Annotated in this window: 13 protein-coding genes; 12 read left to right on the top strand and 1 reads right to left on the bottom strand. The window is 61.0% G+C overall.

Annotated elements, in window-relative coordinates; all coding sequences use genetic code 11:
• Window positions 1–512 precede the first annotated feature (512 nt).
• A complete protein-coding gene (locus tag MF6394_RS22135; protein ID WP_078467551.1) occupies window positions 513–1,418 on the top strand; it encodes a hypothetical protein in 906 nt (301 codons plus the stop codon).
• A gap of 137 nt (window positions 1,419–1,555) precedes the next feature.
• Here the strand turns inward: MF6394_RS22135 and MF6394_RS22130 are convergent, their stop codons facing one another.
• Window positions 1,556–2,464: a MurR/RpiR family transcriptional regulator gene (locus MF6394_RS22130; RefSeq protein WP_078467550.1), complete on the bottom strand. Its 909-nt coding sequence runs from the start codon at window positions 2,462–2,464 to the stop codon at window positions 1,556–1,558.
• A gap of 284 nt (window positions 2,465–2,748) precedes the next feature.
• On the opposite strand from MF6394_RS22130, the gene MF6394_RS22125 reads away from it, so the two are divergent.
• The 11 genes from MF6394_RS22125 to MF6394_RS22080 all read left to right on the top strand — a co-directional run bounded on the left by MF6394_RS22125 (window position 2,749) and on the right by MF6394_RS22080 (window position 15,610).
• On the top strand, window positions 2,749–4,686 hold the full coding sequence (locus MF6394_RS22125) for a bifunctional 5-dehydro-2-deoxygluconokinase/5-dehydro-2-deoxyphosphogluconate aldolase (RefSeq protein WP_078467549.1): 1,938 nt from the start codon (window positions 2,749–2,751) through the stop codon (window positions 4,684–4,686).
• A 149-nt stretch (window positions 4,687–4,835) separates the two neighbouring features.
• Window positions 4,836–5,723: a myo-inosose-2 dehydratase gene (gene iolE / locus MF6394_RS22120; protein WP_078467548.1), complete on the top strand. Its 888-nt coding sequence runs from the start codon at window positions 4,836–4,838 to the stop codon at window positions 5,721–5,723.
• Between the two features lie 3 nt (window positions 5,724–5,726).
• Window positions 5,727–6,515 carry a 5-deoxy-glucuronate isomerase gene (iolB, locus tag MF6394_RS22115; protein WP_078467547.1) on the top strand — a complete coding sequence of 263 codons (789 nt, stop codon included), beginning with the start codon at window positions 5,727–5,729 and terminating at the stop codon, window positions 6,513–6,515.
• 26 nt (window positions 6,516–6,541) lie between these two features.
• The gene (locus MF6394_RS22110) at window positions 6,542–7,363 is read left to right on the top strand and encodes a TIM barrel protein (protein ID WP_047711016.1); all 822 of its coding nucleotides are present in this window, start codon (window positions 6,542–6,544) and stop codon (window positions 7,361–7,363) included.
• A 148-nt stretch (window positions 7,364–7,511) separates the two neighbouring features.
• Window positions 7,512–9,443 (top strand): 3D-(3,5/4)-trihydroxycyclohexane-1,2-dione acylhydrolase (decyclizing), encoded by a 1,932-nt coding sequence (gene iolD, locus MF6394_RS22105; RefSeq protein ID WP_069558265.1) that lies wholly within the window; start codon window positions 7,512–7,514, stop codon window positions 9,441–9,443.
• A gap of 19 nt (window positions 9,444–9,462) precedes the next feature.
• Complete coding sequence (locus MF6394_RS22100; protein ID WP_069558264.1) at window positions 9,463–10,473, top strand: Gfo/Idh/MocA family protein; 1,011 nt, start codon at window positions 9,463–9,465, stop codon at window positions 10,471–10,473.
• Between the two features lie 153 nt (window positions 10,474–10,626).
• Window positions 10,627–11,655, top strand: a complete 1,029-nt coding sequence (locus MF6394_RS22095) for a Gfo/Idh/MocA family protein (RefSeq protein ID WP_078467546.1) — start codon at window positions 10,627–10,629, stop codon at window positions 11,653–11,655.
• A gap of 126 nt (window positions 11,656–11,781) precedes the next feature.
• On the top strand, window positions 11,782–11,958 hold the full coding sequence (locus tag MF6394_RS34330) for a hypothetical protein (RefSeq protein WP_003191673.1): 177 nt from the start codon (window positions 11,782–11,784) through the stop codon (window positions 11,956–11,958).
• A gap of 49 nt (window positions 11,959–12,007) precedes the next feature.
• Window positions 12,008–12,943 carry a sugar ABC transporter substrate-binding protein gene (locus MF6394_RS22090; RefSeq protein ID WP_003191671.1) on the top strand — a complete coding sequence of 312 codons (936 nt, stop codon included), beginning with the start codon at window positions 12,008–12,010 and terminating at the stop codon, window positions 12,941–12,943.
• Window positions 12,944–13,007: 64 nt separating this feature from the next.
• Window positions 13,008–14,561, top strand: a complete 1,554-nt coding sequence (locus MF6394_RS22085; RefSeq protein WP_032897009.1) for a sugar ABC transporter ATP-binding protein — start codon at window positions 13,008–13,010, stop codon at window positions 14,559–14,561.
• Between the two features lie 26 nt (window positions 14,562–14,587).
• Window positions 14,588–15,610 carry an ABC transporter permease gene (locus MF6394_RS22080; protein ID WP_003191668.1) on the top strand — a complete coding sequence of 341 codons (1,023 nt, stop codon included), beginning with the start codon at window positions 14,588–14,590 and terminating at the stop codon, window positions 15,608–15,610.
• Window positions 15,611–15,755 lie beyond the last annotated feature (145 nt).

Raw genomic sequence — 15,755 nt, 5'->3', positions numbered from 1 at the left:
TTTGGAAAAGAGCCCCAAAGTAACCAAAGGGCTCTTGCCCCACCACTCGGCACCTCGCCCAGGCTCGGTGTGCCCGTAATCCGCCAGTGATTTGGGGGGCCGCCGCCACGCGCCATCCATGGCGCGGGGCGGCTAAACCGGCATCCCTGCCGGTTTACCCCCCAAATCCCTGTCGAATTCCGGCCAGCGTGGTTTAACGGGGCGCCTGAAATCAAGATCAAAAGCAGATCAAGATCAAGAGCGGCTCGCTTCGCATCGTGGTTACCGTTGGCTGCTACAGGCTACAAAGTTGTGTAGAGACCTATGGCTATCGTAGGCAAGCCAGCCCACAGGGGAGTGCATTACGCCCGCCTGATATCGCCGGTTATTGCAACCTGCATGATTTGGCTAAGTTCAATTTAAATAAACCATTGAAATTAAAGGAATTTAATTTCAGTTGCAGCTGGCACGCTGCCTGCACTGTCCGTTTTGAGACTTGTAACATCATTTTTCGTGCCTGGAGCAAAACAACAATGATCACATCCTCATCCACGCTGCAAGAGTCAAGCACGCTCTCCGGGGTTTCCTGGGGGGCGATTTTTGCCGGGGCCGCTGCGGCGGCTGCCTTGTCATTGATCCTGGTGTTGCTGGGTTTCGGCCTGGGCTTCTCGGCGGTGTCGCCGTGGGCGGACAGCGGTATCAGCGCCAAGGGCCTTGGCATTTCCACGATTGTCTGGCTGGCGTTCACCCAGATTGTCGCTTCTGGCCTGGGCGGTTACATCGCCGGTCGGTTGCGGGTGAAGTGGGCCAATATGCACGGCGACGAGGTGTACTTTCGCGATACCGCCCATGGCTTCCTGGCGTGGGCAGTGGCCACCTTGATCACGGCGATGCTGGTGGTCGGTTCGGTCAGCAGTGTGGTCAGCGGCGGCGTGAAAGCGGGTGCAAGTGTGGCATCGGGCGCCGCCAGCGGCCTCACCCAGGCGGCGGGCAGTGCGGCCAAGGCTGCCGACAGTGGTGACTTCGGTTATTACGTCGACAGCCTGTTCCGCGATGATCGCCCCGCGGCGGTCAGCGATGATGCAGCCCACGCCGTAGTCGGTCGCATCCTGACGCGTACGTTGAGCAACGACGGCCAACTGGCAGCGGAAGATCGTGCCTACCTGGCCCAACTGATCAGCCAACGTACCAACCTGAGCCAGGCCGATGCCGAAGCCCGTATCGACAAGGTGTACGGCGATGCGCGCAAAGCCGTTGAAGACGCCAAGCTCAAAGCCAAACAGGCCGCTGAGACCGCAGCGAAAGTGGCGGCTTACACCTCGCTGTGGACCTTTGTAGCGCTGCTCATCGGGGCGTTCTTCGCCAGCTTCGCCGCCACCTTCGGCGGTCGCCGCCGGGATGCCGTGGTGTACGTCGAAACCGAAAACTACGTTCGTTAATTCAAGGAGAACATGATGCGCTCATTACTGCTGTGGTTCCTCGGCGTGCCGATTCCAGTGATCATCCTGATCGCGATCTTCATGCACTAAACCCACTCCTGGCTCGCTCCTACAGAGGGCAAATAGAGCAAGCCTTGTCAGTCGTCGAATCCTACCTGCTCATGGATTTCATCCACCTTCAATTCCAACCGATACGCCACCGCAATAAACAACGCCTGGCACAGGCACAGGGTGGCGCTCAACGAGCGGAAAGCAAACGAAGAGCCTTCATTGACCAACAGCACCGCGTTCGCCCGCTTGGCCAGGGGCGACAGGTTGCTGTCGGTGATGATCAGGGTCTTGGCCTGGTGATGCTGCGCGATGCGCAGGCAGTGCTGGGTCTCTTTGCCGTAGGGCGTGAAACTGATCGCGATCACCAGGTCATTGGCGCGCACGCTGCGCATCTGCTCGCGATAACTGCCGCCTAGGCCCGAGATCAAGTGGATGCGCTTGTTGGTGTGCTGCAGGTTGTAGACCAGGTAGTCGGCCACTGCAAAAGAGCGGCGCACGCCAACCACGTAAATGTTGTCGGCATTGACCACCAGGTCCACGGCTTTCTCGAAGGCAGCGTCGTCCAACTCCAACCCCAGGCGTTCGATGCCCGACAAGGTGGCGTTGACGCACTCACGCGCCAGGTCGCCGCCGCTGGCCTTCTGCGACTTGTTGGCGATCATGCTGCGGATGCGCTGCTGGTAGTTCTGCACCGGCGTGGTCTGGTGGGTATACGCCTCGCGAAACAGCGCCTGCATCTCACTGAACCCACTGAAGCCGAAACGCTGGGAAAACCGCACGATGGCCGAGGGGTGCACTTCGCATTCCCGGGCGATGTCGCTGATGCGGTCGACCATGATCCGGTCGCTCTGCTGGCTCATGTAACTGGCGATGCGTTTGAGCTGACGCGGCAGGCTCTCGTATTCGTCGGTGATCAGCTGCAACAGGCGTTCGGCATTGACCGGAGGGCTGGCGACAGTTTCTTCCAGGGTGGTCTCGGGATCGGTGCGGGACATGGGCAATCCTTCTGGCGTGTTCGTCTGATGCGCTGATAGGTGGCGCAAGTCTACAGGGTAGGCGCAAAAAAATACCCCGGCATCACGGGCCGCGTGGCCTGCTGAAACGATGCATGGGCGCTGGCGTGCCACTATCCTGGGGTATTGGAAAAAATATTCCACTAAAAATAAATATGGAATAAATATTGATTGCTGCCTGCGTACGTTCTAGTCTGCTCCCACCAAGAGCGTTTGCCGTCGCCACGGCGGCACAACGCAGGCTGATAAAAATAACAGGAGCCAGCATGGGCCAGACTCGTTTTGCCAGTGGGCGTCAATTGGATCTGATTTGCCTCGGGCGCCTGGGCGTCGATCTCTATGCGCAGCAAGTCGGTGCGCGGCTTGAAGATGTGTCCAGCTTCGCCAAGTACCTCGGCGGTTCCTCCGCCAATATCGCTTTCGGCACGGCCAGGCTTGGGCTCAAGTCGGCAATGCTGAGCCGGGTGGGCGATGACCATATGGGCCGTTTCCTGGTGGAATCCCTGGCCCGCGAAGGCTGTGATGTCAGCGGCATCAAGGTCGACCCGGAGCGCCTCACCGCCTTGGTCCTGCTGGGCCTCAAGGACCGCGAAACCTTCCCCCTGGTGTTCTACCGCGAAAACTGCGCCGACATGGCCCTGCGCGCCGAAGACATCAGCGAAGCCTTTATTGCCTCCAGCAAGGCGCTGTTGATCACCGGTACGCATTTCTCCACCGACGGCGTGTACAAAGCCAGCCTCCAGGCCTTGGATTATGCGGCCAAGCACAACGTCAAGCGCGTGCTGGACATCGACTATCGCCCCGTGTTGTGGGGCCTGGCCGGCAAGGCCGATGGCGAAACCCGTTTCGTCGCCGACCAGAATGTCAGCCAGCATGTGCAGAAGATCCTGCCGCGCTTTGACCTGATCGTCGGCACCGAAGAAGAATTCCTCATCGCCGGAGGCAGCGAAGACCTGCTCACGGCCCTGCGCACCGTGCGTGAACTGACCCCGGCGACCCTGGTGGTCAAGCTCGGCCCCCAGGGCTGCACGGTGATCCACGGCGCGATTCCCGCGCGCCTGGAAGACGGGGCGATCTACCCCGGTGTACGGGTTGAAGTGCTCAACGTGCTGGGCGCCGGTGATGCCTTTATGTCGGGCTTTCTCAGCGGCTGGATCAAGGATGCCAGCGATGAGCGTTGCAGCCAGTTGGCCAATGCCTGTGGCGGCCTGGTGGTGTCTCGCCACGCCTGCGCGCCAGCGATGCCGACACCTGCCGAACTCGATTACCTGTTCAACAGCCCCGTGCCCATCACCCGGCCGGACCAGGACGTGACCCTGCAACGCCTGCACCGTGTCACGGTGCCGCGCAAGGCCTGGAAGCAACTGTTCGTGTTTGCTTTCGACCACCGTTGGCAATTGGTGGAGCTGGCGCAAAAAGGCGGCCAGGCCCCTGAGCGTATCAGCGACATCAAGCAGTTGTTTATTCAGGCCATCGAACGCGTGGAGCGCAAACTCAGCGAGCAGGGCGTCGAGGCCGATGTGGGCCTGCTCGCCGACCAACGCTTTGGCCAGGATGCACTCAACGCGGCCACGGGTCGCGGCTGGTGGATCGCGCGCCCGGTGGAGGTGCAGAACTCGCGGCCCCTCGCGTTCGAGCACGGGCGCTCGATTGGCAGCAACCTGATTGCCTGGCCCCAGGAACACATCATCAAGTGCCTGGTGCAATTTCACCCCGATGACGAGCCGATGCTGCGCCTGGAGCAGGAAGCGCAACTCAAGGCGGTGTACGAGGCTTCGCTGGTCAGTGGCCACGAACTGCTGCTGGAAGTCATCCCGCCCAAGGATCACCCGTCCACCTACCCGGACGTGCTCTACCGCAGCCTCAAGCGCCTCTACAACCTGGGCATCTACCCGGCCTGGTGGAAGATCGAAACCCAGTCGGCCGCAGACTGGAAAAAGCTCGACGAACTGATCCAGGAACGCGACCCCTACTGCCGTGGTGTGGTGTTGCTGGGCCTGAATGCGTCCCCCGAATTTCTCGCCGATGGCTTCAAGCAGGCCAGCCAGAGCAGCACCTGCCGTGGGTTTGCCGTGGGCCGCACGATCTTCCACGAGCCGAGCCGGGCGTGGATGGCCGGGGAGATTGATGACGAAACGCTGATCCAGCAGGTGCAAGCGACCTTCGAACAACTCATCAACGCCTGGCTCAACGCCCGAACCTGATACATGACCGATATCTGTAGGAGCGAGCTTGCTCGCGAAGATCGTTAACGATTACACGGGCATTCTGGCGAAACGCGCTGCCCTTGCGTTTTTCGCGAGCAAGCTCGCTCCTACAGTTGAGACGCGACTTGAATAATAAAGGTGCAGCCATGCCCGCAATCCGAATTGGCATCAACCCGATCTCCTGGAGCAACGACGACCTCCCGGCCCTCGGCGGTGAGACCCCGCTGAGCACGGCCCTGAGCGAAGGCAAGGACATCGGCTACGAAGGTTTTGAACTCAACGGCAAGTTCCCCAAGGATGCCCAGGGCGTCGCTGACGTGTTGCGCCCCTATGACCTGGCGCTGGTGTCCGGTTGGTACTCCAGCCGCCTGGCCCGCCGTTCGGTGGCTGAAGAAATCGAGGCCATTGCCGGCCATGTCGAACTGCTCAAACACAACGGCGCCTCGGTGCTGGTATACGGCGAAGTGGCCGACTCGATCCAGGGCTCGCGCATCCGCCTGATCGAGCGCCCGCGTTTTCACAGTGAACAGGCCTGGCAGGCTTACGCCGACAAGCTCACTGAACTGGCGCGCTTCACCTTGTCCCAGGGCGTGCGTCTGGCCTACCACCACCATATGGGCGCCTACGTCGAATCCCCCGACGACATCGACCAGTTGATGAAACGCACGGGCCCGGAAGTCGGCTTGCTGTTCGATTCGGGCCACTGCTACATGGGCGGCGGTGAACCCCTCGAGGTGCTGCGCAAGCATATCGACCGCGTCTGCCATGTGCATTTCAAGGACGTACGCAAACCCGTGGTGCAACTGGCGCGTAACCAGATGTGGAGCTTCCCGGACTGCATCGTCAACGGCACCTTTACCGTGCCCGGCGATGGAGATATCGACTTCGCACCGTTGCTGGATGTGTTGCTTGCAGCGAACTACGAGGGCTGGCTGGTGGTAGAGGCCGAGCAGGACCCGGCCGTGGCGCCCAGCTATATCTACGCCAAGAAGGGTTACGACACCCTGCGTGCGCTTCTCAACCAGAGGACTTGAGTGATGAGCTTGTTGGTCAAAAGCAGCAAACGCGGGCAAACCATGGTGGCGCTGGAAGCGGGGCGCCTGGAGTATGTGGGCTTTGCCGCCTACCGTTTGAGCCTGGGCGAAACCCTGCCGGTCAGCGCAGGTGATCAGGAGCTGTGCCTAGTGTTGCTCAGCGGTCGGGTGACGATCGAAGGCCAGGGCTTCAGTTGGCAGAACCTCGGTGATCGCCAGTCGGTGTTCGATGACAAATCGCCGTTCGCCGCCTACCTGCCGCCGGGCACCGATGCGCAGATCAGCGCCTTGAGCGATGTGCAGATCGCTGTCTGCGCCGCCCCGGGCGCCGAGGGTTTCGCTCCGCGCCTGATCCGTCCGGAACAGTGCAAACGCAGTGTGCGCGGCAAGGGCGCCAATACCCGTTACGTGTGCGACATCCTGCCCGACAGCGAGCCGGCCCATTCGCTGCTGGTGGTGGAAGTGCGCACGCCGTCGGGGCATTCCTCCAGCTACCCACCGCACAAGCACGACACCGACGACCTGCCGCACCAGAGCTTCCTGGAAGAGACCTACTACCACCAGATCAACCCGCCCCAGGGCTTTGTATTCCAGCGCGTGTACACCGACGATCGCAGCATCGACCAGGCCATGGCCGTGGAAAACAGCGACCTGGTGGTGGTGCCCAAGGGCTATCACCCGGTCAGCGTGCCGTACGGCTACGAGTCTTATTACCTGAACGTGATGGCCGGCCCCAAGCGCGCCTGGCATTTCCATAACGACCCGCAGCACAGCTGGCTGCTGGACCTCTAAACGGTGTTGGACGGAGAACAAAAACAATGAAGTCGCCGCTACGTTTTGCCCTTAACCGCATGGTCGCCCCCCACCTGTCGTTGCCGGATTTCATCCAGTTGGCGGCGGCCCTCAACTGCGAGGCCATTGAGATCCGCAACGACCTCAAGAACCGCGAAATCGAATACGGCACACCCGCCAGCCGCGTGCGCGAGTTGTGCGCGGCGCAGGGCATCAAGGTGCTGTCGATCAACGCGCTGTACCCCTTTGATGTGTGGAACGACGAACGCCGTGCCCAGGCAATCGAACTGGCCACCTACGCCCGTGAGTGCGGCGCCCAAGGCTTGGTGATGTGCCCGTTCAATCAGCCTGGCGATACGCGCAACGATGCGCAGCGCGCCGCCGGTTTGCGCACGGCGTTGAGCGAGCTGGCGTTGATCCTGCGCGAGTACGGGATTCTCGGTTTCATCGAGCCCCTGGGCTTCACGGTATCCGCTCTGCGCCGCAAGCGCGTGGCAGTGGATGCCATCAAGGCCATCGGTGGCCTGGATGTATTCCGGGTGGTGCACGACACCTTTCACCATCACCTGGCCGGCGAGCATGAGTTTTTCCCGGAACTGACCGGCCTGGTGCATATCTCCGGAGTGGAAGACCGCGAGGCGCCGCTCGACTCGATCCGCGACGGCCACCGCGTGTTGGTGGGCGAGGACGATATCCTCGGCAATGCGGCGCAGATCGAGACCTTGCTGAGCACCGGCTACAGCGGCTATTTGTCGTTCGAGCCGTTTGCCGAAAGCGTGCATGGGTTGGCGGATATCCGGCAGGCGTTGGGCAGCAGCATGGCGTATTTGCAAAAGCCCCTGCCATAACGCGATCAAAATGTGGGAGCTGGCTTGCCTGCGATAGCGGTGTGTCAGGCAATACCTGTGCAACTGATAGACCGCTATCGCAGGCAAGCCAGCTCCCACAGTGGATCGGTGTAGAACATTCCAATTGCATTCACACAAGGTGCAAGTGATGACCACAACAAGATTGACCATGGCCCAGGCCCTGGTGAAGTTCCTGGATAACCAATACATCGAAGTCGACGGCGTACAGAGCAAGTTTGTCGCCGGGGTATTCACTATTTTCGGGCATGGCAATGTGTTGGGCCTTGGCCAGGCCCTCGAGCAGGACAGCGGCGACCTGGTGGTGCATCAGGGCCGCAATGAGCAAGGCATGGCTCATGCCGCCATCGGGTTTGCCAAGCAACACCTTCGCCGCAAGATCTATGCATGCACGGCCTCGGTCGGGCCGGGTGCGGCCAATATGCTCACCGCCGCAGCCACTGCCACCGCCAACCGCATCCCGTTGCTGTTGCTGCCCGGCGATGTGTATGCCAGCCGCCAGCCCGACCCGGTGTTGCAGCAGATCGAGCAGTTCCACGACCTGAGCATCAGCACCAACGACGCCTTCCGTTCCGTGAGCAAGTACTGGGACCGCATCAACCGCCCCGAGCAACTGATGACCGCGGCGATACACGCGATGCGCGTGCTGACCGACCCGGCCGAAACCGGTGCGGTAACACTGGCCTTGCCCCAGGATGTACAAGCCGAAGCCTGGGACTACCCCGACTACTTCCTGCAAAAACGCGTGCACCGCATCGACCGACGCCCGGCCACCCGCGCCATGCTCGATGACGCGCTGGCGGCGTTTCGCGGCAAGCGCAAGCCGCTGATCATTTGCGGCGGCGGGGTCAAGTACTCCGGCGCCAACCAGGCACTGCAAGCCTTTGCCGAGCGGTTCGATATTCCCTTCGCGGAAACCCAGGCGGGCAAGAGCGCCGTGGTGTCCAGCCATGCGCTGAACGTCGGCGGCATCGGCGAAACCGGCTGCCTGGCGGCCAACCTGCTGGCGCCCGAGGCCGATTTGATCATTGGCATCGGCACCCGTTATACCGACTTCACCACCTCGTCAAAATCGCTGTTCAAGCACCCCGAGGTGAAGTTTCTCAACCTCAATATCAGCCCAGCCGACGCCTTGAAACTGGACGGTGTGCAAATGCTGGCCGATGCAAAAGTGGCCCTTGAAGCACTGGCCACTGCCCTGGGCGATTACCGCTCGGGCTGGGGCGAGCAGATCGCCGACGCCAAGGCGCAACTCGACGCCGAAGTGGACCGCGTGCATCAGGTGCAATACCTGGGTGATGAGTTCGTCCCCGAAGTCGACGACCACCTGGACCGTGCCGTCCTGCGCGAATTCATCGAACTGACCGGTTCGTGCCTGACCCAAAGCGCGGTGCTCGGCGTGCTCAATGCGCGCCTGGCCGATGACGCAATCATCGTGGCCGCCGCCGGCAGCCTGCCCGGCGATTTGCAGCGCGCCTGGCGCAGCAAGGGCGTCAACACCTACCACGTCGAGTATGGCTACTCATGCATGGGCTACGAGATCAACGCCGCCCTGGGCGTGAAGCTGGCCGAGCCAGGCAAGGAGGTGTACGCCCTGGTTGGCGATGGCTCCTACATGATGCTGCACTCGGAGCTGGCCACCTCGATTCAGGAGCGGCGCAAGATCAACGTGGTGCTGTTGGACAACATGGCGTTCGGTTGCATCAACAACCTGCAGATCGGCAATGGCATGGACAGCTTCGGCACCGAGTTCCGCTACCGCAACCCCGAGAGCGGCAAGCTCGACGGTGGCCTGGTGCCGGTGAATTTCGCCATGAGTGCGGCGGCCTATGGCTGCAAGACCTATAAGGTCAGCACGTTGGAACAGCTGGAAGCGGCGTTGGCCGATGCCCGCACGCAAACCGTCTCCACGCTGATCGATATCAAGGTGCTGCCCAAGACCATGGTCCACGGCTACCTGTCGTGGTGGCGGGTGGGGGTGGCGCAAGTGTCCACCAGTGAACGCACGAATGCAGCGGCAAAAAAACTCAATGAACACCTGGCCAAGGCCCGGCAGTACTAACAACAAGAGGAGTGTTTGTATGTCTTTGAAGCTTGGAGTGATCGGTACGGGCGCCATCGGCCGGGACCATATTCGTCGTTGCAGCCAGGCCCTGCTCAACAGCCAGGTGGTGGCCGTCACCGATATCAACCTTGAGCAAGCCGCCCAAGTCGTTGCCGACTTGAAGCTGGACGCCGAGGTGTACCCGGACGGCCATGCGCTGATCAACGCGCCAGAGGTCGAAGCGGTACTGGTGACGTCCTGGGGGCCGAGCCATGAAGAATTTGTGCTGGCCGCGATTGCCGCCGGCAAACCGGTGTTCTGTGAGAAACCCCTGGCGGTGACGGCCGAGGGTTGCCGCAACATTGTCGAGGCCGAAGTGGCCCACGGCAAACGCCTGGTCCAGGTGGGTTTCATGCGCCCGTACGACCAAGGCTACCGCGCCCTCAAGGCGGTGATCGACAGCGGCCAGATTGGCGAGCCGTTGATGCTGCACTGCGCGCACCGCAACCCCACGGTGGGCGAGAACTACAACACCGGCATGGCGATCACCGACACCTTGATCCATGAGCTGGACGTGCTGCGTTGGCTGCTTAATGACGACTACGTGTCCGTGCAGGTGGTGTTCCCGCGCAAGACCAGCAAGGCGCTGGCGCACCTGCGTGACCCGCAGATCGTGCTGCTGGAAACCGCCAAAGGCACGCGTATCGACGTGGAAGTGTTTGTGAACTGCCAATACGGCTACGACATCCAGTGCGAAGTGGTAGGGGAGAGCGGCATCGCCAAGTTGCCCGAGCCGTCCCAGGTGCAACTGCGCAGCGAGGCGAAGCTGTCCAATGCGATCCTGATGGATTGGAAGGATCGGTTTATCGGTGCCTATGACGTGGAGTTGCAGGCGTTTATCGACAGCGTGCTGGCCGGGCAAGTCGGCGGGCCGTCGGCCTGGGATGGGTTTGCGGCGGCGGTGGCGGCGGATGCGTGTATTGAAGCCCAGGGCAGTGGGCAGATTGTGAAAGTCAGCCTGCCGGATCGCCCGCGCTTCTACGGCTAACCACTATCCAACATTGGAATGCAGTCTGTGTGGGAGCGGGCTTGCTCGCGAATGCGGTCTATCAGATACAAATGCCTTAGCTGATACACCGCATTCGCGAGCAAGCCCGCTCCCACATTTGGAATGGATTGCACTTCATATAAGGAGTTGAGCATGCGAATCGGACTAGTGGGCTACGGCCACGGTGGGCGCTTTTTTCATGCGCCGCTGATCGCCACCCTGCCTGGCGCCACCTTTGTCGGTGTGGTGACGCGTTCACCCGAACGTCGCCAGCAATTGAGTACTGATCTTCCCGGTGTCAAAGCCTTCGACTCCATCGGCCAGATCGTCGAAGCCGGCGTCGATGCCCTAGTGATTTCCACTACCTTGAAAGGACGCCCGGCCCTGGTGCTGGAAGCCATCGAGCATGGTGTGGCGGTGGTCAGTGATAAACCCTTTGCCGCCAACGCCGAACAAGCCCAGGCCCTGATCACCGCCGCCGAGCGCCAAGGCTCGCTGCTCAGCGTCTACCATAATCGGCGCTGGGATTCGGATTACCTGACCCTGCGCAAACTGATCGACGCCGGCGCCCTAGGCACCATCACCCGCTTTGAATCCCGCGTGGAGCGCTACAGCCCGCAGGCCGTGGGCAATGCCAGCGGTGGCGGATGGCTGCGCGACCTGGGCAGCCACCTGGTCGACCAGGCGCTGCAACTGTTCGGCCCGGTGGAGCGGGTATTCGCCCAATTGCACTACACGCCTGAACATCCCACCGTGGACCACGGCTTCTTTGTCTCCCTCACCCACGCCAACGGCGTGATTTCGCACCTGTGGGGCAACGCGTTGCAGAACAGCCAGGCGCCGCGCTTTCGCGTCAGTGGCAGCCTGGGTTGCTACACCGTCGAGGGCCTGGACGGCCAGGAAGAAGCGCTGCTGGCCGGCAAGTCGCCGAAAACCGAAGGCGAACACTGGGGCGCTGAGGAACACCGACGCTGGGGCTGGTTTGAACAAGGGCCGGAGCGTGAGCGGGTGCCGTCGGAGAAGGGCTGCTGGAACCAGTTCTACCGCCAGTTGCAAGCCGCCGTGATGGGGCAGGGGCCGCTGCCCGTCAACGCCTATGACGCCCTGGAAACCACCCGTATATTAGACGCCGCACGCCTGAGCGCCGAGCGCCAGCAGGTGGTTTCGACAAAAATAGAATAAAATTCTAAAACAGGTTGATATGGAAATTATTTTCTAATAAAGTCTTTTCCAGGTTGCATAAAGTACGTCCCGGAACCTACGGGCGACTCAACAAAAACAAGATCAAAAACAACCAGGTACCGTCAGATGAAAATCTTCAACGCTGTACTGCGAGTTTTACGCCCCCTCCAAGCGCCACGCGGACTGCCCCGCGCCCGGCCGTTCTACTTCTCCTTCCTGAATGTGCTGTGCGTCGAAAACCAGGGTGCGCTGGTGTGCTGCATTCCAGGCGCGCCGGTGGTGCGACTGACAGCCGAGTCCTGATCAACGCAACGTCGAACAAAACCAACAAGAAAGTGGAGACAGACCGTTCATGAAGACCCCGATCCGTTTTACCGCCCTGGCCCTGTCCATGCTGCTGGCCAGTGGCGTTGCCGGCGCCGCCGATCTCAAGGTGGGCGTGACGATGTCCGCGTTCGATGACACCTTCCTCACCTACCTGCGCGAGGACATGGACAAACAAGCCAAGTCCTATCCAAAAGGCGATGGCGTGCAACTGCAGTTCGAAGATGCCCGCGCCGATGTGGTCAAGCAGTTGAGCCAGGTCGAGAACTTCATCAGCCAGAAGGTTGACGCGATTATCGTCAACCCGGTTGATACCGCGTCGACCAAGAACATCATCAGTGCCGCCACCAAGGCAGGTATTCCGCTGGTGTTCGTCAACCGCCGCCCCGACCAGAAAGACCTGCCCAAGGACGTGGTGGCCGTGACCTCCGATGACGTCGAGGCCGGCCGCCTGCAGATGCAGTACATCGCCGAAAAGCTCGGCGGCAAGGGCAAGGTCGTGATCCTGTTGGGCGACCTGGCGAACAACTCCACCACCAACCGCACCAAGGGCGTGAAGGAAGTGCTGGCCAAGTACCCGGACATCAAGATCGAGCAGGAGCAAACCGGCATTTGGTTGCGTGACAGGGGCATGACCCTGGTCAACGACTGGCTGACCCAGGGCCGGGAGTTCAATGCGGTGCTGGCCAACAACGATGAGATGGCGATCGGCGCGTCCATGGCCCTGAGATCGGCCGGCAAGGAAAAAGGCAGCGTGTTGATTGCCGGTGTCGACGGCACGCCCGATGGCTTGAACGCGATCACCAAGGGCGACATGACCGTGTCAGCCTTCCAGGACGCCAAGGGCCAGGCGGTAGGTTCGGTGGAAGCGGCGCGCAAGATGGCCAAGAACGAGCCGGTCGAGCAGAACGTGGTGATCCCGTTCCAGTTGATCACCCCGGACAACGTCAAAGACTTCAAGTAGCCCCGACATAACAACAAAAGCTGGCAGGGCGGTCACGGCCGCCCTGCAGATGGAGTACCTCCCTATGCTTGCTCAAGCCGCCACTTCTCAGCCCGCCGCCCACCCGGCGCTGGCGCTGGACGAACCCTACCTGCTGGAAATCCTCAACATCAGCAAAGGCTTTCCCGGTGTCGTGGCCCTGGACGATGTGCAACTGCGGGTGCGCCCCGGCACCGTGCTGGCGTTGATGGGCGAGAACGGTGCGGGCAAGTCGACGTTGATGAAGATCATCGCCGGCATCTACCAGCCCGACGCCGGCGAGATTCGCCTGCGTGGCAAGCCGATCACCTTTGAAACGCCGCTGGCTGCGCAAAAGGCCGGGATCGCGATGATCCACCAGGAACTCAACCTGATGCCCCATATGAGCATCGCCGAGAACATCTGGATCGGCCGCGAACAGCTCAACAGCCTGCACATGGTCAACCACCGCGAAATGCACCGCTGCACTGCCGAGTTGCTGGCGCGCCTGCGCATCAACCTCGACCCGGAAGAACAGGTCGGCAACCTGAGCATTGCCGAACGGCAGATGGTCGAGATTGCCAAGGCGGTGTCCTATGACTCCGACATCCTGATCATGGATGAACCCACCTCGGCCATTACCGACAAGGAAGTGGCCCACCTGTTTTCGATCATTGCCGACCTCAAGTCCCAGGGCAAAGGCATCGTCTATATCACCCACAAGATGAACGAAGTGTTCGCCATCGCCGATGAAGTGGCGGTGTTCCGTGACGGCCAATACATCGGTTTGCAACGGGCCGACAGCATGAACAGCGACAGCCTGATCTCGATGATGGTCGGGCGTGAGCTGAGCCAGTTGTTCCCGGTGCGCGAGACGCCGATTGGTGACCTGCTGCTGTCGGTGCGCGACCTGAGCCTGGACGGCGTATTCAAAGACGTATCGTTCGACCTGCACGCCGGGGAAATCCTCGGTATCGCCGGGCTGATGGGCTCCGGGCGCACCAACGTGGCGGAAACCATTTTTGGCATCACCCCAAGCTCCAGCGGGCAAATTACCCTGGACGGCAAGGCGGTGCGCATTACCGACCCGCATATGGCCATCGAGAAAGGCTTTGCGCTGTTGACCGAGGACCGCAAGCTCAGCGGCCTGTTCCCCTGCCTGTCGGTGCTGGAGAACATGGAGATGGCGGTGTTGCCGCACTATTCGGGCAACGGTTTTATCCAGCAGAAAGCCTTGCGTGCCCTGTGTGAAGACATGTGCAAGAAGCTGCGGGTGAAAACCCCTTCGCTGGAGCAATGCATCGACACCTTGTCCGGCGGCAACCAGCAAAAGGCCTTGCTGGCGCGTTGGTTGATGACCAACCCACGCTTGCTGATCCTGGATGAACCGACACGCGGCATCGACGTGGGCGCCAAGGCCGAGATCTATCGCTTGATCGCCTTCCTCGCCAGCGAAGGCATGGCGGTGATCATGATTTCCTCCGAACTGCCCGAAGTGCTCGGCATGAGCGATCGGGTGATGGTGATGCACGAAGGTGAGCTGATGGGCACCCTGGACCGCGCCGAGGCGACCCAGGAAAAAGTCATGCAGTTGGCTTCCGGGATGACCGCAGTCCACTGATCTACAGAATAAGAAGGTGATGGGTTATGAACGCAATAACAGACAACAAGCCGGCAACCGCGCCGGTCAAGAACCGTCGACGCATGCCCACCGAGCTGAGTATCTTTCTGGTGCTGATCGGTATCGGCCTGGTGTTTGAATTGTTCGGCTGGATCGTGCGCGACCAGAGCTTTCTGATGAACTCCCAGCGCCTGGTGCTGATGATCCTTCAGGTGTCGATCATCGGCCTTCTGGCCATCGGTGTGACCCAGGTAATCATCACCACGGGCATCGATTTGTCGTCCGGCTCGGTGCTGGCCTTGTCAGCGATGATCGCCGCCAGCCTGGCGCAAACCTCCGACTTTTCCCGGGCGGTGTTTCCGTCCCTCACCGACTTGCCGGTGTGGATCCCGGTGGCGATGGGTTTGGGCGTAGGGCTTTTAGCGGGGGCAATCAACGGCAGCATTATCGCGGTCACCGGCATCCCGCCGTTTATCGCAACCCTGGGCATGATGGTCTCGGCCCGTGGCCTGGCACGCTATTACACCGAAGGCCAGCCGGTGAGCATGCTCTCGGACTCCTACACAGCGATCGGCCATGGCGCGATGCCGGTGATTATCTTCCTGGTGGTGGCGGTAATCTTCCACATTGCCCTGCGTTACACCAAGTATGGCAAGTACACCTATGCCATCGGCGGCAATATGCAGGCGGCGCGTACTTCGGGGATTAACGTCAAGCGTCACCTGATCATCGTCTATAGCATCGCCGGTCTTCTGGCGGGCCTGGCCGGCGTGGTGGCCTCGGCACGTGCAGCGACGGGGCAGGCCGGCATGGGCATGTCCTACGAGTTGGACGCGATTGCGGCCGCAGTGATCGGCGGTACCAGCCTGGCCGGCGGAGTAGGGCGCATCACCGGCACGGTGATCGGCGCGCTGATCCTCGGGGTGATGGCCAGCGGGTTTACCTTTGTCGGGGTGGACGCGTATATCCAGGACATCATCAAGGGCCTGATCATTGTGGTGGCGGTGGTGATCGACCAATACCGCAACAAGCGCAAGCTCAAGCGCTGAGTACCTGCCCCCTGTAGGAGCGAGCTTGCTCGCGAAAGCTGCAAAGATAACGCGGGCTATCTGATTGAACGCGGTGTCCTTGAATGCTTCGCGAGCAAGCTCGCTCCTACAGGGGCCAGGCCCTTTCAACCGTTTGTCTTCTATA

It is taken from the genome of Pseudomonas sp. MF6394 (assembly GCF_002018845.1).
In the GTDB taxonomy this organism is placed as follows: domain Bacteria; phylum Pseudomonadota; class Gammaproteobacteria; order Pseudomonadales; family Pseudomonadaceae; genus Aquipseudomonas; species Aquipseudomonas lactis.
The sequence above is the reverse complement of the archived record's forward strand: the minus strand, read 5'-3'. Positions and strand labels throughout refer to the sequence as shown.

Coding starts and splice junctions, on each gene's coding strand:
- MF6394_RS22135 (WP_078467551.1), top strand. CDS start 513: ATGATCACATCCTCATCCACGCTGCAAGAGTCAAGCACGCTCTCCGGG.
- MF6394_RS22130 (WP_078467550.1), bottom strand. CDS start 2,464: ATGTCCCGCACCGATCCCGAGACCACCCTGGAAGAAACTGTCGCCAGC.
- MF6394_RS22125 (WP_078467549.1), top strand. CDS start 2,749: ATGGGCCAGACTCGTTTTGCCAGTGGGCGTCAATTGGATCTGATTTGC.
- iolE (WP_078467548.1), top strand. CDS start 4,836: ATGCCCGCAATCCGAATTGGCATCAACCCGATCTCCTGGAGCAACGAC.
- iolB (WP_078467547.1), top strand. CDS start 5,727: ATGAGCTTGTTGGTCAAAAGCAGCAAACGCGGGCAAACCATGGTGGCG.
- MF6394_RS22110 (WP_047711016.1), top strand. CDS start 6,542: ATGAAGTCGCCGCTACGTTTTGCCCTTAACCGCATGGTCGCCCCCCAC.
- iolD (WP_069558265.1), top strand. CDS start 7,512: ATGACCACAACAAGATTGACCATGGCCCAGGCCCTGGTGAAGTTCCTG.
- MF6394_RS22100 (WP_069558264.1), top strand. CDS start 9,463: ATGTCTTTGAAGCTTGGAGTGATCGGTACGGGCGCCATCGGCCGGGAC.
- MF6394_RS22095 (WP_078467546.1), top strand. CDS start 10,627: ATGCGAATCGGACTAGTGGGCTACGGCCACGGTGGGCGCTTTTTTCAT.
- MF6394_RS34330 (WP_003191673.1), top strand. CDS start 11,782: ATGAAAATCTTCAACGCTGTACTGCGAGTTTTACGCCCCCTCCAAGCG.
- MF6394_RS22090 (WP_003191671.1), top strand. CDS start 12,008: ATGAAGACCCCGATCCGTTTTACCGCCCTGGCCCTGTCCATGCTGCTG.
- MF6394_RS22085 (WP_032897009.1), top strand. CDS start 13,008: ATGCTTGCTCAAGCCGCCACTTCTCAGCCCGCCGCCCACCCGGCGCTG.
- MF6394_RS22080 (WP_003191668.1), top strand. CDS start 14,588: ATGAACGCAATAACAGACAACAAGCCGGCAACCGCGCCGGTCAAGAAC.